The organism is Streptomyces capparidis (genome assembly GCF_054782095.1).
Window position 1 is genome coordinate 15,029 of sequence record NZ_BAAGTD010000002.1, and the last position, 21,554, is coordinate 36,582.

17 protein-coding genes and 1 tRNA gene are annotated in these 21,554 nt (G+C 73.7%); 8 read left to right on the top strand and 10 right to left on the bottom strand.

Annotated features, from left to right (window positions below):
* Positions 1 to 135 precede the first annotated feature (135 nt).
* On the top strand, positions 136 to 1,308 hold the full coding sequence (locus ACYVO2_RS02125; RefSeq protein WP_461005794.1) for an acyl-CoA dehydrogenase family protein: 1,173 nt from the start codon (positions 136 to 138) through the stop codon (positions 1,306 to 1,308).
* A gap of 32 nt (positions 1,309 to 1,340) precedes the next feature.
* On the opposite strand, the gene ACYVO2_RS02130 is transcribed toward ACYVO2_RS02125, so the two are convergent.
* From ACYVO2_RS02130 to ACYVO2_RS02140, 3 genes are all read right to left on the bottom strand, one after another.
* Positions 1,341 to 1,673 carry a rhodanese-like domain-containing protein gene (locus tag ACYVO2_RS02130; protein WP_461005795.1) on the bottom strand — a complete coding sequence of 111 codons (333 nt, stop codon included), beginning with the start codon at positions 1,671 to 1,673 and terminating at the stop codon, positions 1,341 to 1,343.
* 160 nt (positions 1,674 to 1,833) lie between these two features.
* Positions 1,834 to 2,709 (bottom strand): J domain-containing protein, encoded by an 876-nt coding sequence (locus ACYVO2_RS02135; RefSeq protein ID WP_461005796.1) that lies wholly within the window; start codon positions 2,707 to 2,709, stop codon positions 1,834 to 1,836.
* Positions 2,710 to 2,844: 135 nt separating this feature from the next.
* Positions 2,845 to 4,308: a DUF2252 domain-containing protein gene (locus tag ACYVO2_RS02140; RefSeq protein WP_461005797.1), complete on the bottom strand. Its 1,464-nt coding sequence runs from the start codon at positions 4,306 to 4,308 to the stop codon at positions 2,845 to 2,847.
* A gap of 410 nt (positions 4,309 to 4,718) precedes the next feature.
* On the opposite strand from ACYVO2_RS02140, the gene ACYVO2_RS02145 reads away from it, so the two are divergent.
* Positions 4,719 to 7,316 carry a SpoIIE family protein phosphatase gene (locus tag ACYVO2_RS02145; RefSeq protein ID WP_461005798.1) on the top strand — a complete coding sequence of 866 codons (2,598 nt, stop codon included), beginning with the start codon at positions 4,719 to 4,721 and terminating at the stop codon, positions 7,314 to 7,316.
* Between the two features lie 428 nt (positions 7,317 to 7,744).
* On the opposite strand, the gene ACYVO2_RS02150 is transcribed toward ACYVO2_RS02145, so the two are convergent.
* Positions 7,745 to 7,831, bottom strand: a tRNA-Leu gene (locus ACYVO2_RS02150).
* Positions 7,832 to 8,305: 474 nt separating this feature from the next.
* On the opposite strand from ACYVO2_RS02150, the gene ACYVO2_RS02155 reads away from it, so the two are divergent.
* From ACYVO2_RS02155 to pknB, 6 genes are all read left to right on the top strand, one after another.
* Complete coding sequence (locus ACYVO2_RS02155) at positions 8,306 to 9,130, top strand: FhaA domain-containing protein (RefSeq protein ID WP_461005799.1); 825 nt, start codon at positions 8,306 to 8,308, stop codon at positions 9,128 to 9,130.
* Positions 9,131 to 9,140: 10 nt separating this feature from the next.
* Positions 9,141 to 9,653 (top strand): FHA domain-containing protein FhaB/FipA, encoded by a 513-nt coding sequence (locus ACYVO2_RS02160; protein ID WP_461005800.1) that lies wholly within the window; start codon positions 9,141 to 9,143, stop codon positions 9,651 to 9,653.
* 84 nt (positions 9,654 to 9,737) lie between these two features.
* Positions 9,738 to 11,366, top strand: coding sequence for a PP2C family protein-serine/threonine phosphatase (locus ACYVO2_RS02165; RefSeq protein ID WP_461005801.1), 1,629 nt, complete (start codon positions 9,738 to 9,740; stop codon positions 11,364 to 11,366).
* Between the two features lie 12 nt (positions 11,367 to 11,378).
* Positions 11,379 to 12,797, top strand: a complete 1,419-nt coding sequence (locus ACYVO2_RS02170; protein ID WP_461005802.1) for an FtsW/RodA/SpoVE family cell cycle protein — start codon at positions 11,379 to 11,381, stop codon at positions 12,795 to 12,797.
* A 64-nt stretch (positions 12,798 to 12,861) separates the two neighbouring features.
* Positions 12,862 to 14,322: a peptidoglycan D,D-transpeptidase FtsI family protein gene (locus ACYVO2_RS02175; RefSeq protein WP_461005803.1), complete on the top strand. Its 1,461-nt coding sequence runs from the start codon at positions 12,862 to 12,864 to the stop codon at positions 14,320 to 14,322.
* A 169-nt stretch (positions 14,323 to 14,491) separates the two neighbouring features.
* Positions 14,492 to 16,531 carry a Stk1 family PASTA domain-containing Ser/Thr kinase gene (gene pknB, locus ACYVO2_RS02180; RefSeq protein ID WP_461005804.1) on the top strand — a complete coding sequence of 680 codons (2,040 nt, stop codon included), beginning with the start codon at positions 14,492 to 14,494 and terminating at the stop codon, positions 16,529 to 16,531.
* A 100-nt stretch (positions 16,532 to 16,631) separates the two neighbouring features.
* Here the strand turns inward: pknB and ACYVO2_RS02185 are convergent, their stop codons facing one another.
* The 6 genes from ACYVO2_RS02185 to ACYVO2_RS02210 all read right to left on the bottom strand — a co-directional run bounded on the left by ACYVO2_RS02185 (position 16,632) and on the right by ACYVO2_RS02210 (position 21,329).
* Positions 16,632 to 17,384 (bottom strand): class E sortase, encoded by a 753-nt coding sequence (locus ACYVO2_RS02185; RefSeq protein WP_461005805.1) that lies wholly within the window; start codon positions 17,382 to 17,384, stop codon positions 16,632 to 16,634.
* A 42-nt stretch (positions 17,385 to 17,426) separates the two neighbouring features.
* Positions 17,427 to 18,752 carry a class E sortase gene (locus ACYVO2_RS02190; protein WP_461005806.1) on the bottom strand — a complete coding sequence of 442 codons (1,326 nt, stop codon included), beginning with the start codon at positions 18,750 to 18,752 and terminating at the stop codon, positions 17,427 to 17,429.
* Positions 18,749 to 19,408, bottom strand: a complete 660-nt coding sequence (locus tag ACYVO2_RS02195) for an aminodeoxychorismate/anthranilate synthase component II (RefSeq protein WP_461005807.1) — start codon at positions 19,406 to 19,408, stop codon at positions 18,749 to 18,751. The genes ACYVO2_RS02190 and ACYVO2_RS02195 overlap by 4 nt, the downstream gene beginning before the upstream one ends.
* A complete protein-coding gene (locus tag ACYVO2_RS02200) occupies positions 19,405 to 19,614 on the bottom strand; it encodes a hypothetical protein (protein ID WP_461005808.1) in 210 nt (69 codons plus the stop codon). The genes ACYVO2_RS02195 and ACYVO2_RS02200 overlap by 4 nt, the downstream gene beginning before the upstream one ends.
* A 176-nt stretch (positions 19,615 to 19,790) precedes the next feature.
* Positions 19,791 to 20,567, bottom strand: a complete 777-nt coding sequence (locus ACYVO2_RS02205) for a class E sortase (RefSeq protein WP_461005809.1) — start codon at positions 20,565 to 20,567, stop codon at positions 19,791 to 19,793.
* A gap of 42 nt (positions 20,568 to 20,609) precedes the next feature.
* The gene (locus tag ACYVO2_RS02210) at positions 20,610 to 21,329 is read right to left on the bottom strand and encodes a DUF881 domain-containing protein (RefSeq protein ID WP_461006022.1); all 720 of its coding nucleotides are present in this window, start codon (positions 21,327 to 21,329) and stop codon (positions 20,610 to 20,612) included.
* Positions 21,330 to 21,554 lie beyond the last annotated feature (225 nt).

Here is a 21,554-nt window from a genome sequence, read left to right on the forward strand (position 1 = left end):
TCCGGTGGGGCCGCCCGCGCGGGCCCGGCCGGAGCCGCGGCGCGGAGCTGGCCCGGGACACCTTTCTGACGTACCGTCAGAAAGTCTGGTGCGCGACGGCCGCCGGACGCGACGCGGGAAGGGGCGGGACCGGCGATGGACTTCACCTTCAGCGAGGAGCAGCAGGCCGCGGCCGAGGCGGCCGGGGCGGTGTTCTCCGGCGTCGATCCCGGCGCCGTGCCGAGCCCGGCCCTCACCCGGGGCCCGGTCGCCGAGGGCTGCGACGAGCGGCTGTGGCGGCGGCTCGCCGACGCCGACCTGCTCGGCCTGGTGCTCGACCCGGCGTACGGCGGGGCGGGGCTCGACCCGGTCGCGCTCTGCCTGGTGCTGCGCGAGGCGGGCCGGGTGCTGGCCCGCGTCCCCCTGCTGGAGACCTGCGCGGTGGCGCTGGCCGTGCAGCGGTTCGGCGACGGCGCGCCGCGCGCGGAGCTGCTGCCGAAGGTCGCCGACGGCTCGCTGCGCCTGACCGCCGCGTCCGCCGGGCGCACCGGGCACGACGGCGCCGAGCTGGCCGTCACCGCGCGCAAGGGCGGCGAGGGGCACTGGGTGCTCGACGGGGCGCAGACGGCCGTGCCGTGGGTGCGCGGCGCCGCCCTCGTCGCCGTGCCCGCGGACGAGGGCCTGTTCCTGGTGGACCCGGGCGCGGACGGCGTCACCGCGCGGCGCCAGGTGTCCACCAGCGGCGAGGAGCTGGCGCACCTGGAGTTCGACGGCGCGCGGGTGCCCGCCGCGCTCGCGGTCACCGCGCCCGGGGCGTGGGCGTGGCTGCGGGCGCTGCTGACCACGGGCACCTGCGCCCTCGCGCTCGGGCTCGGGGAGCGGGTGCTGCGGATGACCGCCGACTACGTCGGACGGCGCGAGCAGTTCGGGCACCCGCTGGCCACCTTCCAGGCCGTGGCGTGCCAGGCCGCCGACCGGTACATCGACCTGCGCGCCATGGAGGCCACGCTGTGGCAGGCGGCCTGGCGGCTCGGCCGGGGCGGGGGGGACGGCGGGGACGGGGACGGCGGGCCGGGCGCGGGGGAGCGGGGCGAGGACGGGGTGCCGCCCGTCGCCGCGGACGTGGCCGTGGCCAAGATCTGGGCGGCGGAGGGCGTACGCCGGGTGGTGCAGACCGCGCAGCACCTGCACGGCGGGTTCGGCGCCGACACCGACTACGCGCTGCACCGCTACCACGCGTGGGCCAAGCACCTGGAGCTGTACCTGGGGCCCCCGGCGGCGCACGAGGAGGAGCTCGGCGAGCTGCTCGCGGCGCACGCGCCCGGCTGAGCCCGCCCCGCCGCGCTCCCGTCGGGCGCCGGTCAGAGCACCGTCGCCGGGCCTCCGTCGTCCGCCACCATGGGGCGGCCCGCCGACGCCCACGCCAGCATCCCGCCGTCCACGTTCACCGCGTCGCGGCCCTGGGCGAGCAGGAACCGGGCGACCTGCGCGGACCGGCCGCCGACCCGGCACATCACATGCACCGTGGCGTCGGCGGGCACCTCGTCCAGGCGCGCCGGGATCTGGTTCATCGGGATGTGCGCGGCGCCCTCCACATGGCCTGCCGCCCACTCGTCCGGCTCGCGCACGTCCAGCACATAGGCGTCCGCGGACACCGCGGCGGCGGCCACGGCGGGAAGCTGGGTGTCGTACATGGGTGACCTCTCGACCTTCTTCGGGCTCGGGCTTCTGGTTCGTGCTTCGGGCTTCGGGCTTGCAGCCCGGGGCTCGGGTTCTGGGGCTCGGGTTCCGGGACTTGGGGCTTCAGCTCGGGGCTCGGTCTCACCGGACCCCGGGCGGCGCCGGCCGGGGCGCTCAGCGCTCCGCGGCCGGGTGCAGCAGCTCCCCCAGCCGGGCCTCCCGCTCGGCCACCTGCGCCAGCAGTTGCTCGGCGATCTCGTTCAGCAGCGCGTCCGGGTCCCGCTCCGCCAGCTTCAGCATCGCGCCCATCGCGCTCTGCTCCAGCTCGGCGGCGCGCGCGGAGAGGGCGTCCCGGCGCTCGGCCAGCCACTCCAGGCGGGCGCCGAGCAGCTCGATCCGCTCCCGGGCGGTCGGCGGCGGCAGCGGCTGGGGCGGGCCCTCGTCCCACTGGCGGGACAGCTCCCGCAGCGCCTCCTCGTCCCCGTCCCGGTACGCCTCGTTGACCCGCGTGATGAACGCGCTGCGGCGGCTCTGCTCCGCCGGGTCCTGGGCCAGATCGGGGTGGGCCTTCCTGGCCAGCTCCCGGTACAGCCGCTGCGCCCGGCGGCTGGGCCGCACCCGGCGGGGCGGCTCCTCGGGGACCCAGGGGTTGCGCGCGCCGTCCGCGCCGTCGCGGGCGCCGGTGCCGGTGCCGAACAGCTCGTCCACGTCCGGCATGGGCGCCGCCGCGGCCCGCGCCGCCGCGGCCCTGGCGAGGTCGTCGGGGTGGCCGGTGCGCGCGGCGACGGCCTCCGCGATCTGCGCGTCCAGCTCGTCCAGGCGCGCGTACATGGGGCCGAGCCGCTGGTGGTGGATCCGCGCGAGGTTGTCCACCTCGATGCGGAAGGTCTCCACGGCGACCTCGAACTCGATCAGCGCCTGCTCGGCGGCGAGCACGGCCCGCTCCAGTTGCTCCTCCTCGGCGCGCAGCTCCTCGTCATCGGGGTGCGCGCCGTGGCGCGGGCCGCCGTGGACACCGCCGTGGCCGCCGATTCCGCTCCCGTCTGTCACGTTCCGTGCCGCCTGTCGTCGTCGTGGCCCCACCGGGGACCAGACTAACGACCTCCGCACACCCGGCCCCCGGAATCGGCCCGCGGGGCTCGCTCGCCATACCCCTGGCGCGCCTGCCCCGGCGGACCGTTCCCCTCAGACTCCGAGCTCCGCCGGGACGCGCCCGGCCCGCACCGCCGCCACCAGCTCGGCGTGGTCGGCCTCGGTGCGGTCCGCGTAGGCGACGGCGAACGCGGCGACGGCGCCGTCCAGCGCCTCGCCCTTGCCGCAGTACCCGGCCAGCAGCCACGGGTCCACGCTGTGGCTGTGCGCCCTGGCCAGCAGCGCCCCGGTCATCCGCGCGTAGTCGTCCAACTGGCGCGGGGCGAGCGCGGCCGGGTCCACGCTGCCCTTGCGGTTGCGGAACTGCCGCACCTGGCAGGGCCGGCCCTCCACCGTGGTCCAGCCCAGCAGCACGTCGCTGACCAGTTGCATCCGCCGCTGGCCGAGCACCACCCGGCGGCCCTCGTGCGCGGGCGGCGGCGGCACCGGGAGCCCGGCGGCCCGCAGGTGGGGCAGCAGCGCCGAGGGCCTGGCCTCCTTCACCTGGAGCACCAGCGGGTTGCCGTACGGGTCGAGCAGCAGCACCACATAGGAGCGGGTGCCCACGCTGCCGGTCCCCACCAGCCGGAACGCCACGTCCTGCACGGTGTGCCGGGCCAGCAGCGGGTGCAGCTCGGCGGGCACCGTGTCCAGGTACTCGGCCAGGGAGCCCGCGACCGACTCCGCCTCCTTGTCCGGTATCACACGCAAGACCGGCGGGGACGCGGTGAACCTGCGGCCGCCGTCCGGGAGCGGCTCGGTGCTCTTCGCCGCGAACTTGGCGCTGGTGTTGCGGCGGGCCTTGGCCGACACCTCCTCCAGCGTGCCCACCAGGTCGTGGGCGTCGGCGTGCCGCAGCAGCTCCTCGTCGGCGATGGCGTTCCAGGCGTCCTGGGCGGGCATCCGCGCCAGCGCCCGCGCGGTCCTGCGGTACGCGCGCACCGCGTCGGCCGCCGCGGCCCGGCAGTCGTCCTCGGCCGCGCCCGCCTCGCGCCCGGCCAGCACCAGCGACACCGCCAGGCGCTTGAGGTCCCACTCCCACGGGCCGGGCACGGTCTCGTCGAAGTCGTTTATGTCGATGACCAGGCGCCCGGTGGCGTCCCCGTACAGGCCGAAGTTGGCGGCGTGCGCGTCCCCGCAGATCTGCGCCGCCACCCCGGTCACGGGCGTGCCCGCCAGGTCGGCCGCCATCAGTCCCGCGCTGCCGCGCAGGAAGGCGAACGGGCTCGCGCACATCCGGCCGACCCGGATGGGCACCAGCTCGGGCAGCCGCCCCTCATTGGACTCCCGCACCGCCTCGACCGCGCTCCCCGCCTCCCGCCCGGGCGGCGGCGCCGCGTGCGCCGAACGCGGCACCCGGCGCCGCAGGGCCTTGCCCGCCCGCTTCGGGTGGTCCTCCCCCGGGGTTCCGCCGTGCACCGGGCGGAACCCGGGCACCGCGAACACCCTCGCCCCTCGCCCCGCACCCGACCCGGCCGCCGCCGCGCCCTCCACGGCCCCCTCGGCACTCCCCGTCATCCTGCCCCCTCAGCTCGCCGTTCGGGGGCACGCTACCCGCTGGAGGAACGTTCCGGCGGACCCGGCCGACAGCGAACAGGCGCCGGATCGACGGCGGACCGACGGCGGATCCGCGGCGGCTCCACGGCGGATCGCGCGACGACGGGACGGCGGCCCGGCACCCTCCCGGGGGCACCCCCGCGGGACGGGCGGCGCCGCGCCGCGGGAGCGGTCCGGAGGCAGGCCAAGATCACCTATATCACCCCCATCACCCATGGTGGTCATTCTCGCCAATTCCCCGTCTTCGCGAGACGTTTCGTGTTTCCCTGTGCGTGCAGTAACCATCCCCTGGCTCATGAATCGCGCGCCCCTGGCCCTCCGACCCGCGTCTGGAACAGCCCCGCGCCTGGAACAGCGGAGACGAACCGGAGATGACCCATCCCCCCGGGCCCCTCAAGGCGGCCCTCACCACCGCGGGCGTCGTAGCCCTGCTGCGGCTCGCCGTCCTGTCCGTGGATCCGGAGGGGCGCGTCGCCCACTGGAACCGCGGCGCCGAGGAGCTGTTCGGCCACCGCTGGGAGGACGTGTTCGGCCAGCGCGCGCACGGGCTGCTGCCCGCCGTCGCGCTGCCGCTGCCCCTCCCGCCCCGGCAGCGCCCCGCCAACGCCGTGCCCGTCGGCACCGTCGGCACCGGTGGGCCCGACGGCCCCGACGGTCCCGGCGGGCCCGAGCCCGGCGACACCCACCGCTGGCGGGACGTGCTGGAGCACCTGACCGCCAGGACCGCCCCGGTGTGGGCGGGCGCGATGTCCGCCACCGACCGGGACGGCAAGGCCAAGGACGTGCTGTGGTGGTCCTACCGGCTCACCGAGCCGGACGGCGGGCACAGCCTGCTGGCCCTGGCCGCCAACGCCAAGCCGCTGCGCGCCGCGGGCCCCCGCCTCGCCCTCGGCGACCAGTTGCGCGCCTACAGCAGCGCCCGCACCCCCGGCCTGGGCGAGCTGCGGATCGCGGCCGGGTTCGCCGGGGTCCACGACCCGGAGCTGGCCGAGCGCCTCGGCGGGCGGCTCGCCGCCATACTGCCCCGGATCAGCCAGCCCCGCCTGCGGTGGATCACCCGGGAGGTGGTGCGCCTGGGGTACCCGGTGCTGGAGGTGGACGGCGCGCCGCCGCTGGCCGTGCTGCCACGCGAGGTCTCCGCGGGCGTCCGGGCCGGCCGGGCGCGCCCGGAGCAGGAGCTGCCCGGAGCGCACGGTTTCACGGGAAACATCGAGGGTGACGGCCCCCGCAGGGCAGAGGGCGGCGCCCGCCCCGTGGAGGACACCCCCTCCGCCCGGGTCCGCCGCGCCCGCAGGAGCGGGCAGCAGACCGAGGAGCGGTACGCCTGGCTGGTGGACGCGGCCAAGGGCAGCGGCACCTCCCTGGACCTGCACGCCACCGCCCAGGAGCTGTGCACCCCGGCGGTGCCCAGGTTCGCCGACCTGGTGGCGGTGGAGCTCGTCGATCCCCTGGTCAACCACGCCGAGCCGGCCAAGGACCACCCGCCGGAGGACGGCACGCTGCTGCGCCGGGTCGCGGTGGCGCACCACCTGCCCCTCGACCGGGCCGAGCTGCTCCCCCAGGGCGAGCTGCTGCACCCCGTCGGCGGCACCCTGTGGGGGCAGTTCGGCGAGCTGATGCTCACCCGCCTGGTGGACCCGGCCCTCGCCGAGGACACCGCCACCGACCTCGGCGCCCCCCAGCTCGCCCCGCTGCTGGCCAACCGCTCGGTGCTCAGCGTCCCGCTGGTCTCCCGCGGCACGGTGCTGGGCCGGATGCTGTTCGTACGGGGCAGGCGCCGCCCGTTCGACCACGAGGACGTGCGCACCGCGACCAAGGTGGCCGCGGAGGGCGCGCTGCGGCTGCACAACGCCCGCACCCATCTGCTGGAGTCGCAGGCCGCCGCGGCCCTGCAACGCAGCATGCTGCCGACCAGCCCGCCCAAGCTCCCCGGTGTGCGGATCGCCCACCACTACCGCCCCGGCGACCGGCAGGCGCAGGTCGGCGGCGACTGGTTCGACGCGGTGCAGTTGCCCGGCGGCCGGGTCGCGCTGATCGTCGGCGACGTCATGGGCCACGGGCTGCACTCCGCCGCCGTCATGGGCCAGCTCCGCACCGCCGTGCAGACCATGGCCGCGCTCGACCTGCCCCCCGCGCAACTGCTGCGCCACCTGGACAACCTCGCCCACCGCCTCGGCGAGGACCACCTCGCCACCTGCGTGTACGCGGTCTACGACCCGGTGCAGCGCACCCTCACCCTGGCGAACGCCGGGCATGTGCCGCCCGTGCTGTACCGCGCCGACGGACCGAGCGAGCTGCTCCAGGTCCCCGAGGGCGCGCCGATCGGGGTGGGCGGGGTGCCGTTCGAGACGGTGGAGATCCCGGTGCCGGACGGCAGTTGGCTGGTGCTGTGCACGGACGGACTGGTGGAGGTCAGGGAGGAGGGCGGAATAGGCGCCGGGCTCGCCGCCCTGTGCGAGAACGTCATCGAGCCCGACCAGACCCCGGAGGAGGTGTGCGACGCGATCCTGGGGCGGCTGCACACCGAGGACCGCAGCGACGACGTGGCGCTGCTGGTCGCCAAGTTCGAGGGCATCCCGTCCAGGGACGTCGCCCAGTGGCCGCTGGAGCTGGACTTCTCCCAGGTCCGGGTGGCCCGCGCGCTCACCCGCAAACAGCTCGCCGACTGGGGCCTGAACGCCCTGGCCGACCTGACCGAGCTGCTGGTCAGCGAGCTGGTCACCAACGCGGTGAAGGCGGCGACCCGTGACGTGGAGCTGCGCCTGATGCGGGTGGGCAAGCTGCTGGTGGAGGTCAGCGACGACGACCACAACCTGCCGCTGCTGCGCCGCGCCGAGTCCGACGACGAGGACGGCAGAGGGCTGGCCCTGGTCAGCAACCTCTCCCGCCGCTGGGGCACGAGCCGTCAGGCGGTGGGGAAGGTCGTCTGGTTCGAGCTCGCACTGCCGCACGGCGCCGACCGCGACTAGACGCCGCCCCCGGCCCCCCGCTCGGCCCGTCCGGCCCCGCCCCGGACGGGCCGAGCGGGGCGGGCCGAGCGGGGCGGGCCGACGGGTACGCGCGACGGGTACGCGCGACGGAGGCGGGAGCCGCCCGTGGCGCCCGTGCTCCCTCCCGGTCCGCGCCCGCGCACGGAGCGCCACCGCCCGGGCGCGCGGAGCCGCGGCCCGGGCGCCGTCCGCGCCGGAGCGCACCCGGCGCCCTTCCGGCCACCGAGGACGGAAACCGGCCAAGCGCACGGTGACCCCCGTCACAGCCTCGAACGGACACCCGCGCGGTCATCCGTGCGGTCATCTGTACGCAGGTACGCAGTCATCTGTACGCAGTCATCTGTGCGGATATACGAAAGGTGCCCCTCACCAGCGACTTTCGTCACCGGCGAGGGGCACCTGCCGTGTGGTGCGCGAGGGGGGAGTTGAACCCCCACGCCCTTTCGGGCACTGGAACCTGAATCCAGCGCGTCTGCCTATTCCGCCACCCGCGCATTGGGTGTTGCCGTTCGATTCTCTCACAGGTCACCGGGTGGTCCGGACCCCACCTGACCGGTGGATCCGAGCCCCTTCCGGCTCCCCGCGGGAGCGCCTCCCGACGTCCACGACATTAGCACGTCGCCACCCCCCGAATCACATCGATAAACCCCCGCCCCCGGCGCCGCCCGCGCGCTCCCCGTGAGGGGCCGATTCACCAGGGGCTGCGGGACACTGGAGCGGGGCCGCTCTACCATCACAGGCGAGGGCACCGGGGCACCGACGCGATGCGTGTGGCGGACTTGGACGCGGGCAGGGCGGATGAGTGGCGAGCGACACTCGCCGACCGGGCCCGGACGGGGAACCACCGGATTACCCCGAGCGTGGATACGATCAGTAAGCAGTATCAGGCAGTACACCAGGGCAGTACAGGCAAGTACAGGGCAAGTACGGGCAGGCAGCCGGTACGGACACGAGGAGGGAGGTGCCCCATGGGAGTCCTGAAACGCTTCGAACAGCGGTTGGAGGGCATTGTCAACGGCACCTTCGCCAAGGTGTTCAAGTCCGAGGTGCAGCCGGTCGAGATCGCTGGTGCCCTCCAGCGCGAGTGCGACAACAACGCGACGATCTGGAACCGCGAGCGCACCGTCGTCCCCAACGACTTCGTCGTCGAGCTGAGCACCGGCGACTACGAGCGGCTCAGCCCGTACTCGGTGGCGCTCGGCGAGGAGCTCGCCGGGATGGTGACCGACTACGCGGGCCAGCAGCGGTACACCTTCATGGGTCCGGTGAAGGTCCACCTGGAGCGCGCCGAGGACCTCGACACGGGCCTGTACCGGGTCCGCAGCAGGACCCTGGCCGCCAGCGAGTCCCGCGCCCCCGCTCCGCCGCGCCCGCAGGGCCCGTCGCGGGCCGGGAACTACCCGATGCCGCCGGCCTCGCCGCCGCCGATGCCCGCCGGGCCGCCCCCCGGCCCGCGCCCGGCGGGACCCGGCCAGGTCAGCCGGTTCCCGGGCCCCGCGGGCCCCGCCGCCCCGGTGCGCAGGTGGGTGGAGATCAACGGGGTGCGCCACCAGATCACCCGCCCCGTCCTGGTCCTCGGGCGCAGCACCGAGGCGGACGTGCGGATCGACGACCCCGGGGTCTCCCGCAAGCACGCGGAGATCCGGGCCGGTTCGCCCTCGACCATCCAGGACCTGGGATCGACCAACGGCATCGTGGTGGACGGGCAGCACACCCAGCGCGCTACGCTCCGCGACGGCTCCCGGATCGTCGTGGGGAGCACCACCATCGTGTACCGGCAAGCCGAAGGGTGAAGCGGGGGCAATGTCAGAGCTGACCCTGACGGTCATGCGGTTGGGTTTCCTCGCCGTGCTGTGGCTGTTCGTCATCGTCGCGGTGCAGGTCATCCGCAGTGACCTGTTCGGGACGCGGGTGACCCAGCGGGCCGCCCGCCGCGGGGCCGGCCAGGACCGCCCGCCGGCCAGGCAGCCGGCCCAGCCCCCGCGCCAGCAGAACCGCTCCTCCGGTCGGCAGCGCCGCGGCGCGCCGACCAAGCTCATCGTCACCGAGGGCTCGCTCGCCGGCACGACCGTCACCCTCCAGGGACAGACGATCACGCTCGGCCGGGCGCACGACTCGACGATCGTGCTCGACGACGACTACGCGTCCTCCCGGCATGCCAGGATCTACCCGGACCACGACGGCCAGTGGATCGTCGAGGACCTGGGCTCCACGAACGGCACCTTCATGGACCGGTCGCGGCTCACCGCTCCGACGCCGATTCCACTCGGCGTTCCGATCCGCATCGGCAAGACCGTCATCGAGCTGCGGAAGTAGTCGCACAATGAGCGAACGAGGCGAGCTCAAACACGGAGGGTGGGCACCGTGCGGATGTACCCGGAACCGACGGGGGAGGTGCGCATGACCCTGTCCCTGCGTTTCGCCGCCGGTTCCCACAAGGGCATGATCCGGGAGGGCAACGAGGACTCCGGCTACGCCGGCCCCCGGCTGCTCGCCATCGCGGACGGCATGGGCGGCCAGGCCGCGGGCGAGGTGGCCAGCTCCGAGGTCATCTCCACCCTGGTGCAGCTCGACGACGACATCCCGGGCTCGGACCTGCTCACCGCGCTCGGCCGCGCCGTGCAGCAGGCCAACGAGCAGTTGCGGCAGATGGTCGAGGAGGACCCGCAGCTCGAGGGCATGGGCACCACGCTCACCGCCCTGCTGTGGACCGGCCAGCGCCTGGGCATGGTGCACGTCGGCGACTCGCGCGCGTACCTGCTGCGCGACGGCGTGCTCACCCAGATCACCCAGGACCACACCTGGGTGCAGCGGCTGGTCGACGAGGGCCGGATCACCGAGGAGGAGAAGGAGACGCATCCGCAGCGCTCGCTGCTGATGCGCGCCCTCGACGGGCGGGGCCAGGTCGAGCCGGACCTGTCCATCCGCGAGGTGCGGGCGGGCGACCGCTACCTGATCTGCTCCGACGGCCTGTCCGGACCGGTCAGCCACCAGACGCTGGAGGAGACCCTCGCCGGGTACCACCCGCCGCACGAGACGGTGCAGGAGCTGATCCAGCTCGCGCTGCGCGGCGGCGGCCCGGACAACATCACCTGCATCGTCGCCGACGTCCTGGACGTGGACGACAACGACACCCTCTCCGGCCAGCTCAACGACACCCCCGTCGTGGTGGGCGCCGTGGCCGACAGCCCGCCCGCGCTCACCGACCACAGGACGCTCGACACCCCGGCGGGCCGCGCCGCCGGCCTGGGCCGCCCCAACCCGGCGCAGGCCGCGCCCGACGGCGCCTTCGGCCCCGCCGACCCGTCCGCGGTGTCCCCGTCCGGCAGCTTCGGCGGCCTCGACGGCGACGGCGAGTTCACCAAGGGCAGGCGCCGCCGCCGCAACCCCTGGCTGAAGCGGTCCCTGGTCATCGTCGTCGCCCTCGGCCTGGTCGGGGGCGGTCTCTATGCCGGGTACCGGTGGACGCAGACCCAGTACTACGTGGGCGTGGTGGACGACCACGTCGCCGTCTACCGCGGCATCGACCAGCACCTGGCGGGGTTCGACCTGTCGGACGTCCACCGCGAGCACCCGGAGATCCAGTTGAAGGACCTGCCGGGCTACCAGCGCAAGCAGGTCCGCGACCACATCGAGGTCAGCGGGCTCGGCCAGGCGGAGGACCGGGTCACCGCGCTGCGCCAGCAGGCCGAGGTGTGCAAGGCCGTCGCCGCCGCGGCGGAGCAGGCCGCCAAGGAGAAGGAGAAGCAGAAGGCCGAGGCCGAGGCCGACAAGGGCGAGGACAAGCAGACCGACCCGTCGCAGTCCGGCGGAGCGGCGGACGGCGGCGCGGGCGACCAGGACATGGTCCCGCCGCCCGGCGCGACCCAGGGCCAGGGCCTCACCGCGGGCGGTGTGCAGCAGGCCGCCTTCACGTCCCCGGCCGCGCCCTCGCCGAACCCCAGCGGGAGCGCCACCGAGGAGCCCTCCCCGACGAGCTCGTTCACGCCCGAGGAACAGAAGCTCGCCCAGCAGTGCGGGCAGCAGTGAGGGCGACCTGTCTTGAGTAGCAGCAACACGACCACCATCACGCCGCAGGGGGCGCCCAACCGGCGCAACACCGAGCTGATCCTGCTGGCGTTCGCCGTGCTCATCCCCGTCTTCGCCTACGCCAACGTCGGCCTGGCCATCGACGGCTCGCTGCCGCCGGGCATGCTGGCCTACGGGCTCGGCCTCGGCGCCATGGCGCTGGTCGCCCACCTGGTGGTCCGCAAGTTCGCGCCGTACGCCGACCCGCTGCTGCTGCCCATCGCGGCGCTGCTCAACGGGCTCGGGCTGGTGCTGATCTGGCGGCTGGACAAGTCCGAGCACCTGGAGAACCTGGGCCAGGCCCCGGCCGCCTCCAACCAGCTCATGTGGTCCTGCCTGGGCATAGTGTTCTTCGTCGGTGTGCTGATCTTCCTGAAGGACCACCGCATCCTCCAGCGCTACACCTACATCTCCATGGTGGTGGCGCTGGTGCTGCTCGCGGCCCCCGCGTTCTTCCCCGCCCGGCAGGAGAACTTCGGCGCCAAGATCTGGATCTACATCGGGCCGTTCTCCATCCAGCCCGGCGAGTTCGTCAAGATCATCATCGCGATCTTCTTCGCCGGCTACCTCATGGTCAAGCGGGACGCGCTGGCGCTGGCCAGCCGCCGCTTCATGGGCCTGTACCTGCCGCGCGGCCGCGACCTCGGCCCGATCTTCGCGGTGTGGGTGCTCAGCATCCTCATCCTCGTCTTCGAGACCGACCTCGGCACCTCGCTGCTGTTCTTCGGCCTGTTCGTGGTGATGCTCTACGTCGCCACCGAGCGCACGAGCTGGATCGTCTTCGGCCTGCTGATGTCGGCGGCCGGCGCCGCGTTCGTGGCCTCCTTCGAGTCCCACGTGCAGCAGCGCATCACCGCGTGGCTGCACCCGATGGACATCTTCCTGCCCGAGGCCGAGCGGCCCGCCGGACTGATCTCGGACCAGTCCGCGCAGGCGCTGTTCGCCTTCGGCTCCGGCGGGGTGTTCGGCACCGGGCTCGGCCAGGGCCACTCGGACCTGATCGGGTTCGCGGCCAAGAGCGACTTCATCCTCGCCACCATCGGCGAGGAGCTGGGCCTGGCCGGGATGATGGCCGTCCTGCTGCTGTACGCGCTGCTGGTGGAGCGGGGCATGCGCACCGCGCTGGCCGCCCGCGACCCGTTCGGCAAGCTGCTCGCGGTCGGCCTGTCCGCCGCGTTCGCCCTCCAGGTGTTCATCGTGGCGGGCGGTGTGCTCAACCTGATCCCGCTCACCGGTATGACGATGCCGTTCCTGGCGCAGGGCGGCAGCTCCGTCATCACCAACTGGGCGCTGGTCGCCATCCTGCTCAAGATCAGCGACACCGCCCGCAGGCCCGCCCCGGCGCCGGCCGCGAGCACTGACGCGGAACCGACACAGGTGGTGCGACTGTGACCTGTGTGAGAGCCGAGTCGATGCCGCCGCACGCCGACCGCGAGAACCAGGGAGGAGCCCCCACATGAACAAGCCACTGCGCCGCGTGGCGATCTTCTGCGGGCTGCTCATCCTCGCCCTGCTGATCCGCAGCAACTACGTGCAGTTCGTGCAGGCCCAAGAGCTCGCCGACGACAAGAACAACCGCCGGGTGCTGATCGAGCGCTACGCCCAGCCGCGCGGCGACATCATCGTCGGCGGCAAGCCCATCACCGGCTCCGTCGAGGCCGAGAACGGCGACCTGAAGTACAAGCGGACCTACACCAACGGCCCGATGTACGCCCCCGTCACCGGCTTCGCCTCCCAGGTGTACGGCACCACGCTGCTGGAGGGCGTCGAGGACTCCATCCTCACCGGCGACGACGACCGGCTGTTCTTCAACCGCACCCTGGACATCCTGACCGGCAAGCCCAAGCAGGGCGGGGACGTCGTCACCACCATCAACCCCAAGGCGCAGAAGGCCGCCTGGGACGGGCTCGGCGACAACAAGGGCGCCGTCGCCGCGATCGACCCCGAGACCGGCGCCATCCTCGCCCTGGTGTCCAAGCCGTCCTACGACCCGTCCACCATCGCGGGCGGCACCGCGAAGGACGGCGAGGCCTGGAAGTCCCTCCAGAAGGAGAACAACGCGGAGGACCCGATGCTCAACCGGGCCATCCGCCAGACCTACCCGCCCGGCTCCACGTTCAAGGTCGTCACCGCCGCCGCCGCCATGGAGAACGGCGTCTACACCGACCCGAACGAGAAGACCGACTCCCCGCTGCCCTACAACCTGCCGCAGACCACCACCCCGCTGCGCAACGACGGCCCGCTGCCCTGCGAGGACGCCACGATGATGAAGGCGCTCGAGGTGTCCTGCAACACCGTGTTCGCGGCGATGGCGGACAAGGTCGGCAACGAGAAGATGCAGCAGCAGGCGGAGCGGTTCGGCTTCGGCGAGCAGTTGTTCATGCCGGTGCGGACCGAGGCCAGCGTCTACCCCGAGGACAACCGCCCGCAGAACGCGCTGGACGGCATCGGCCAGGGCAGCAACCGGGCCACCCCGCTCCAGATGGCCATGGTCGCCGCCGCGATCGCCAACGACGGCAAGCTGATGAAGCCGTACCTGGTCTCCGAGCTGCGCGCCCCGAACCTCAACGTCATAGAGCAGACCAGCCCCTCGGAGATGTCCCGGGCCGTCTCGCCGGAGACCTCGCAGAAGCTCCAGCAGATGATGGAGAACGTCGTCGACAAGGGCACGGGCAGGAACGCCAAGATCTCCGGCGTCACCGTGGGCGGCAAGACCGGCACCGCCCAGCGCGGCGTCGAGAACAGCGACAAGCCCTACGCCTGGTTCATCTCCTACGCCAAGACCGACGACGGCTCCCCCGTCGCCGTGGCCGTCGTGGTGGAGGACGCCACCGGCACCGCCAGGACCGACATCGCGGGCGGCCGGCTCGCCGCCCCCGTCGCCAAGGCCGTCATGCAGGCCGTCCTCGACAAGTGAGCCCGCGGCTGCGTCCAGGGCCCCGCCCGGGCCCGGCCCTGGACGGTGGAACCCCCGGTACCGGTCGGATATCGGCTCGCGGTCCGGGCCGGGCGGGGCGTGCGGGGACCGGTACCGTATGCGCGAACAGCACACAGCCGATGATTCGGTGAGGGAGAGGGCTGGAGCTATGGAAGAGCCGCGTCGCCTCGGCGGCCGGTACGAACTGGGCGCGGTTCTGGGCCGCGGCGGGATGGCCGAGGTCTACCTCGCCCACGACACCCGGCTCGGCCGCACCGTCGCCGTCAAAACGCTCCGGGCCGACCTCGCACGCGACCCGTCGTTCCAGGCCAGGTTCCGCCGCGAGGCGCAGTCCGCGGCGTCGCTGAACCACCCGGCCATCGTCGCCGTGTACGACACCGGCGAGGACTACGTGGACGGGGTCTCCATCCCGTACATCGTGATGGAGTACGTCGACGGCTCGACCCTGCGGGAGCTGCTGCACTCCGGCCGCAAGCTGCTGCCCGAGCGGGCCCTGGAGATGACCGCGGGCATCCTCCAGGCGCTGGAGTACAGCCACCGCAACGGCATCGTGCACCGCGACATCAAGCCCGCCAACGTCATGCTGACCCGCACCGGCCAGGTCAAGGTCATGGACTTCGGCATCGCCCGCGCGATGGCCGACTCCGGCATGACGATGACGCAGACCGCCGCCGTCATCGGCACCGCCCAGTACCTCTCCCCCGAGCAGGCCAAGGGCGAGCAGGTGGACGCCCGCTCCGACCTGTACTCCACCGGCTGCCTGCTGTACGAGCTGCTGACCGTGCGCCCGCCCTTCATCGGGGACTCCCCCGTCGCGGTCGCCTACCAGCATGTGCGGGAGGAGCCGCAGCCGCCGTCCGTGTTCGACCCGGAGGTCTCTCCGGCGATGGACGCGATCGTGCTGAAGGCCCTCGCCAAGAGCCCCGACGACCGGTACCAGTCCGCGGACGAGATGCGGGCCGACATCGAGCGCGCCCTGGACGGCGTGCCGGTGGCCGCCCCCGCGGTGATGGGCGCGGCCGGCTACGGCGACTACGGGCCCGGTTACGGCGACGGCGCGGCGACCACGGCGATGCCGCAGCAGGAGGGCCCGCGCACCTCCATGATGCCGCCGGTGGGCGGCGACGACGACGAGTACGGCGGGCGGGCCAGCCGCCGCCAGCAGCCCCGGCGCAGCAGCACCTCCACGGTGCTGCTGGTGGTCGCGGCGATCCTGGTGCTCGCGGGCGCGTTCTTCATCGGCAAGTCCCTGTTCGCCAGCGACCCCAACGACGGCACCAAGGTGCCCAATGTCGTGGGGCAGACGGCGGAGCAGGCGCAGCAGCAGATCGAGAACCTGGGCCTGACCTACAAGGAGGGCCCGGAGAAGACCTGCGACCAGGAGAAGGGCAAGGTCTGCGAGACCACCCCGGCCGTCGGCGAGTCCATCGACAAGGGCGAGACCGTCACCGTCACGCTCTCCTCGGGACCCTCCGAGGTGGAGATCCCCAACGTCGTCGGCAAGTCGGACGACGACGCCCAGCAGGAGCTGGAGGACGCCGGCTTCGAGGTCAAGCGGGAGACCGATGACAGCAGCGACCAGCCCGTGGGCACCGTCCTGGACCAGACCCCGAACGGCGGCACCTCGGCGAAGCCAGGCACGGAGGTGACGCTGGTCGTCGCGTCGGAGCCGGACGTGCAACTGGTGGACGTGCCCGATGTCGAGGGGCAGAGCTTCGAGACGGCCAAGCAGTCCCTCCAGAACCTCGGCCTGAACGTGCGGGAGGAGCAGGAGGAGTCCGACCAGCCCGAGGGCACGGTCCTCAAGCAGAACCCGTCGGCGGGCAGCCGGGTGCCTCCGGGCGAGGAGATCACGCTGACGGTGGCGAAGGCCAAGCAGAAGGAGCAGGTCACCGTGCCCCGGCTGTTCGGCAAGAACGTCCAGCAGGCCACGCAGGAGCTCCAGGCCCTCGGCCTGACCCTGGCCGTCGCCCCGGGCAACTCGCAGGACCCCAACGCCGTCATCACCAGCCAGAACCCGACCGAGAACTCCCCGGTGGACAAGGGCACCACCGTCACCGTCAACACCATCCAGATCGGCGGCGGCACCGGCAGCCCGAACGGCGGGGGACAGAACGGCGGCCAGAACGGCGGCAACGGCGGCGACGGCGGGAACTTCGGCCTGCCGGGCGGCTTCGGCGACGGCTAGCGCGGCGGGGCCCTCGCCCACACGGCGCCACGCGAAGGGGGCCGCGGACTGATGTCCGCGGCCCCCTTCGCGCTCCTCCGGGCCCCTCAGGCGCGGGGGCTCACCGCAGCTCCTCCGGCACCGACCGCCGGTCGTCCACCTTCTCCGTCCGCACCAGCTCGCCCCACACCACCAGCCGGTGCCGGGAGGTGTACTTCGGGGTGCACGTCGTCAGGGTGATGTACCGGCCGGGCTTCTTCTTCCCCGTCCCCTCGGGGACCGGCTGGATGACGCCCACGTTGTACTTCGACGTCGAGGGGAGCGTGTCGAACACCCGGTAGACGTACCAGTGGTCCTTGGTCTCCACGACCAGCGGGTCACCCTCGTCCACCTTGTCCAGGTCGTGGAACTTCGCCCCGTGCCCGTCCCGGTGCGCCGCGAGCGTGAAGTTGCCCTTCTCGTCCCACGGCATCGCCGCCTTCACCGGGTCGGTGTAGTACCCGGCGACGCCCTTGTTGAGCTCCTTCGTCGCCGTGCCCTTGACGATCAGCACGTCGTCGTCGCTCATCGTCGGCGCGTGCAGGAACCCGATGCCGTCCTTCGGGTCCCACGGCGCCGCCGCCTCGGGCCCGGCCTCCCGCGACCAGTGGTCGCGCACCTTGTCGGCCTTCTTCGCCGCCTCCCGGTTGGCGACGACGTTCGTCCACCACAGGGAGTAGACGACGAACAGCGCCAGCACCAGGCCGCCGGTGATCAGCAGCTCCCCGAAGACGCCCACGACCGACGCGACCAGACCTCTGCGGCGGCGGCCCGGCGGCGCCCCGCCCTCGTCCGTGTCCGCCGCCCGCTCGCCGGAGTCCTGTCGCGTCGTCACCGCTGTCCCATCCCCTTGCCGTACCGTGCCCCGCGCCGCCTCCTAGTCGAGCAGCGCGTCGGGCTTGCCCTCGTCGCGCGGGCGTTCCTCCACCAGCTTCCCCCAGACGATCATCCGGTACCTGGAGGTGAACTCCGGGGTGCAGGTGGTGAGTGTGATGTAGCGGCCCGGCTCGGTGAACCCCGACTCCGGGGGCACGGGGCCGATCACCCCGATGTTCGACGGCGACGTCTGCGGCAGCAGGCTCGCCATCTCGTACACGTAGTAGGTGTTCTGGGTCTCGACCACGATCGGGTCGCCGGGCTTGAGCTTGTTGATGTAGCGGAACGGCTCGCCGTGGGTGTTGCGGTGGCCCGCGACCGCGAAGTTGCCCCGCTTGTCCCACGGCATGGCGGTCTTCAGCGCGGGCTGCGGGCCCGCGTAGTGCCCGACCAGGCCCTTGTCGAGGACCTTGTGCTTGTCGATGCCCTCGGCGACGGGCGTCTTCACGTCGAGCTTGGGGATGTACAGGATCGCGAAGCCCTCACCGGGCTCGAACGCGCCGGGGGCGCGCTCGTCCTCGCCGCCGCCGGAGTCCTTCCACTTCTCCTCCAGCGCCCGCGCGGTGCCGTTGGCCGCCTTGTGCGCGAGGACGTTCGTCCACCACAACTGGTAGACGACGAACAGCAGCATCAGCACGCCGAAGGTGATGAACAGCTCGCCCAGCACCCGGCTGAGCACCACCAGCGGGCTGTCCTTGGCGGCGCGGGCCGCGCGGCGCGCCTCCAGGCGGCTGCCGGGGCGGGTGCCCGCCGGGCCGGAGGGGGCCGGCGGGCCCGCGGCGGGGGCGGCGGGCGCCGCGGCGGCGGGGGAGGCCGTGGCGGCCCGTCTGGCGCGCCGTCCGTGGGGGGCAGGGCGCCGGCCCCTGCGGCCCTTCTCCTGGGCGGCCCTGCGGCGTGCGGCGCGGCCCCCGCCCGGGTCCTGCGGGGGCCGGACGGGGTCCGGGGCGGGTTCCTCCGCCGGGGCGGGCTCCGGGCCGGGAACCGGTAGCGTGACGGGCTCCGGGGCGGGCGCCGACCCGGGACCGGCGACGGGGCCGGGACCGGGGAAGGGTCCGGCGGCGGCGGCCGGGCCGGGGTCCACGGCGGACGCAGGAACGGTGACCGGCCCGGTCCAGGGCCCGGCGGCCGGGGTGGCGGGCGCCGGGCCCGGCGTGCCGCGCGGGCGGAACCACGGCGAGCCGCTCCCCGCCTCGGACCCGGGCGCCGGCGGGCGCCGGCCCGGGAGCGGGTCGTTCAGCGGGTCGGCCAGCCGTCCCACCGCCGCCGCGAACTGCCCGGTGTCGTCGAGCAGCCCCTCGCCCTCCCGCTCCGGAGGGACCGCTGTCACTTCCCGATCACCGGCGCCAGGCCGGCCGACCGCTCGACCGCCCCGGCGTCCCCGCACACCGCCAGCCAGTTGGCCAGCATCCGGTGCCCCCACTCGGTGAGCACCGACTCGGGGTGGAACTGGACGCCCTCCACGGGCAGCTCCCGGTGGCGCAGGCCCTGGATCACCAGGTGCTCGCCCTCCCCCGTCCACGCGGTGACCTCGAGCTGGGGGGGAACGGTGCCGGGCTCGACCGCGAGGGAGTGGTAGCGGGTGGCGGTGAACGGCGAGGGCAGGCCGGTGAAGACCCCGGTGCCGTGGTGGGAGACCCGTGACGTCTTGCCGTGCAGCAGCTCGGGCGCCCGGCCGACCACGCCGCCGTACGCCACGGCCATCGACTGGAGCCCCAGGCACACCCCGAACACCGGCAGCCCCGACGCGGCGCAGTGGCGCACCATGTCCACGCACACCCCGGCCTCCTCGGGGGTGCCGGGCCCGGGCGAGAGCAGCACGCCGTCGAACCCCCCGCCGTCGGCGGCCCCGGCGGTGGCGTGCGCCGTGGTCACCTCGTCGTTGCGCAGCACCTCGCACTCGGCGCCGAGCTGGTACAGGTACTGGACGATGTTGAAGACGAAGCTGTCGTAGTTGTCGACGACGAGGATCCGGGCCGCGCTCATCGGGCCGCCCCCGCCCCGCTCGCACCGGCGCCGCCGGTGGCCCCGTGCCCGCTGTCGACGGTGACGTCGCCGAACGGCAGCAGCGGCTCGGCCCATGGGAAGACGTGCTGGAACAGGACGTAGACGATCCCGAGTATCAGCGCCAGCGAGATCAGCGCCCGCACCCACACGTTCCCCGGAAGATGCCGCCAGATCCAGCCGTACATCCCGTTCCCGTTCCCTTCCTCACCCTGTCGGCACAAGAGTAAGGGCCCGCGGCGCCCCCCGCCCTCACTCCCGCCGGTCTCCCCGCCCACGGCCCACCCGTCGCCCCGCCCGCCACCCCATCGGTTGGTCTTCTCCGGATCGGCTGGACAAGGAGGGGGTGGCGTGCCCCGTGGGGTCACCCCTTCAGTGCCTCCGGCTCCCCGGCCGCCACCGGGTGGGTGGAGTCCAGGTGGGCCCAGGCGATCAGCCGGTGGCTGCTGCCCCACTCCGGGTCGCAGGTGGTGAGGGTGAGGTAGCGGCCGGGGCGGGGATAGGGGGTGGCGGCGGTGTCCAGGGGGGCGGGGACGGGGGCGATGACGCCGGTGTCGTGGGGCAGGGTGCGGTGGGGGCGCCGGTCGATCCGGTAGGTGTACCAGGTGGTGCCGTCGCTGATCACGACGGCGTCGCCGGGGCGGAGCCGGGGGAAGTCCTTGAACGGGTCGCCGTGGGTCCTGCGGTGTCCGGCGACGGCGAAGTTCCCCCTGTCGCCGAGCCGCGCGGTGCCCGGGTAGTGGCCGAGGCCGCGGCCCAGCACCCCGGCGGAGGTGCCCTCCAGCACGGGCTTGCGCCAGTCGTCGCCGAACCGGGGGATGTGCATGACGGCGAACGCCCGGCCGTCGCGGGGGCGCGGCGCCTGGCTCACGCCGGTCCGGTCCTCCCGCGCGCCCCCGTCGCGGTCGCCGCCGGCCGCTCCGCCCGCGCCCTCCGCGCCCCGGGCGCCGTCCCCACCGCCCCCCGTCCCGGGGTCCCGCGCCTGGGACCAGTTGTCCTGGAGCCGGTCGACCTCCCTGTCCATCGCCCGCTCGGCCTCGAGGCCGGTCCAGTACAGGAGGTAGACGACGAACAGCAGGATCAGCGTCCCGGCGGTGACGCACAGCTCGCTGAGGGTGCGGACGACGACGCGGGCGGTCACGGTTCCTCCCGGGCGGGTGCCCCCCGCCGGCGCGGGAGGGCCTCAGGGGCTCACGGGCTGCGCGTACCGGAGATCCACTGTGCCCGAGTAACCGGGAAGAGTCACCCGTCGGTCCTCCTCGACTTTCCAGCCGAGGCCGTACGCCTCCACGTACTGGAGGTAGTAATCGATCGCCGGGTCGGTGTCGAGCGCGTCCCGCAGCCGGTCCGGGTCGCCCACGGCGGTGACCTTGTACGGCGGGGAGTAGACGCGGCCCTGGAGGATGAGGGTGTTGCCGACACAGCGGACGGCGCTGGTGGAGATCAGCCGCTGGTCCATGACCCGGATGCCCTCGGCGCCGCCGCGCCACAGCGCGTTGACCACGGCCTGGAGGTCCTGCTGGTGGATGACCAGGTCGTTGGGGGAGGGGTCGGGGACGCCGGGGATGAGGGCGCGCGCGTCCGGTGGGGCGTCGGTGAGGGTGACGGTGACGGCGGAGCCGGTGACGGGCCGGATGCCCGCGGTGTCGCGCAGCGCCTGAAGCCTGCGGCCCGCTCCGGTGTCGCCGGCCTCCTCGTGGGCGCGGCCGTCCACCTGCTTGTGCAGGGCGGACAGGTCCTCGTCCAGTTCGGCGTTGCGCTCGCTGCGGTCCCTGATCAGGTCGGACAGGCGCAGCAGGGAGTTGTCGGTGCGCAGGTTGGTGCCCTGCGCGGTGTCGAAGCTGACCCAGAAGAGCAGTCCGGCGAGCGCGAAGACGGCACCGGTGAGCAGCCGCGGCACCATGGTGGAAAGGGAGCGGCGGGAGGGACTCACTCGGGGGAAGCGCACCGTACCCTTATCTCCTCACGACTCAAGAAGGCACTACGCTAACGGACGCCGCCGAGGTCCGCGGCCGCGCGTCCGGCACCCCGAGCGGCCCGCACGGCCCGGCCGGGCGGCCCGACCCACCAGCCCCACCGAGCAGACCACAGCCCCACCGAGCAGACCACAGAACAGACCGAGCGGTAA

Coding starts and splice junctions, on each gene's coding strand:
- ACYVO2_RS02125 (WP_461005794.1), top strand. CDS start 136: ATGGACTTCACCTTCAGCGAGGAGCAGCAGGCCGCGGCCGAGGCGGCC.
- ACYVO2_RS02130 (WP_461005795.1), bottom strand. CDS start 1,673: ATGTACGACACCCAGCTTCCCGCCGTGGCCGCCGCCGCGGTGTCCGCG.
- ACYVO2_RS02140 (WP_461005797.1), bottom strand. CDS start 4,308: ATGACGGGGAGTGCCGAGGGGGCCGTGGAGGGCGCGGCGGCGGCCGGG.
- ACYVO2_RS02145 (WP_461005798.1), top strand. CDS start 4,719: ATGACCCATCCCCCCGGGCCCCTCAAGGCGGCCCTCACCACCGCGGGC.
- ACYVO2_RS02155 (WP_461005799.1), top strand. CDS start 8,306: ATGGGAGTCCTGAAACGCTTCGAACAGCGGTTGGAGGGCATTGTCAAC.
- ACYVO2_RS02160 (WP_461005800.1), top strand. CDS start 9,141: ATGTCAGAGCTGACCCTGACGGTCATGCGGTTGGGTTTCCTCGCCGTG.
- ACYVO2_RS02165 (WP_461005801.1), top strand. CDS start 9,738: ATGACCCTGTCCCTGCGTTTCGCCGCCGGTTCCCACAAGGGCATGATC.
- ACYVO2_RS02175 (WP_461005803.1), top strand. CDS start 12,862: ATGAACAAGCCACTGCGCCGCGTGGCGATCTTCTGCGGGCTGCTCATC.
- pknB (WP_461005804.1), top strand. CDS start 14,492: ATGGAAGAGCCGCGTCGCCTCGGCGGCCGGTACGAACTGGGCGCGGTT.
- ACYVO2_RS02195 (WP_461005807.1), bottom strand. CDS start 19,408: ATGAGCGCGGCCCGGATCCTCGTCGTCGACAACTACGACAGCTTCGTC.
- ACYVO2_RS02200 (WP_461005808.1), bottom strand. CDS start 19,614: ATGTACGGCTGGATCTGGCGGCATCTTCCGGGGAACGTGTGGGTGCGG.
- ACYVO2_RS02210 (WP_461006022.1), bottom strand. CDS start 21,329: ATGGTGCCGCGGCTGCTCACCGGTGCCGTCTTCGCGCTCGCCGGACTG.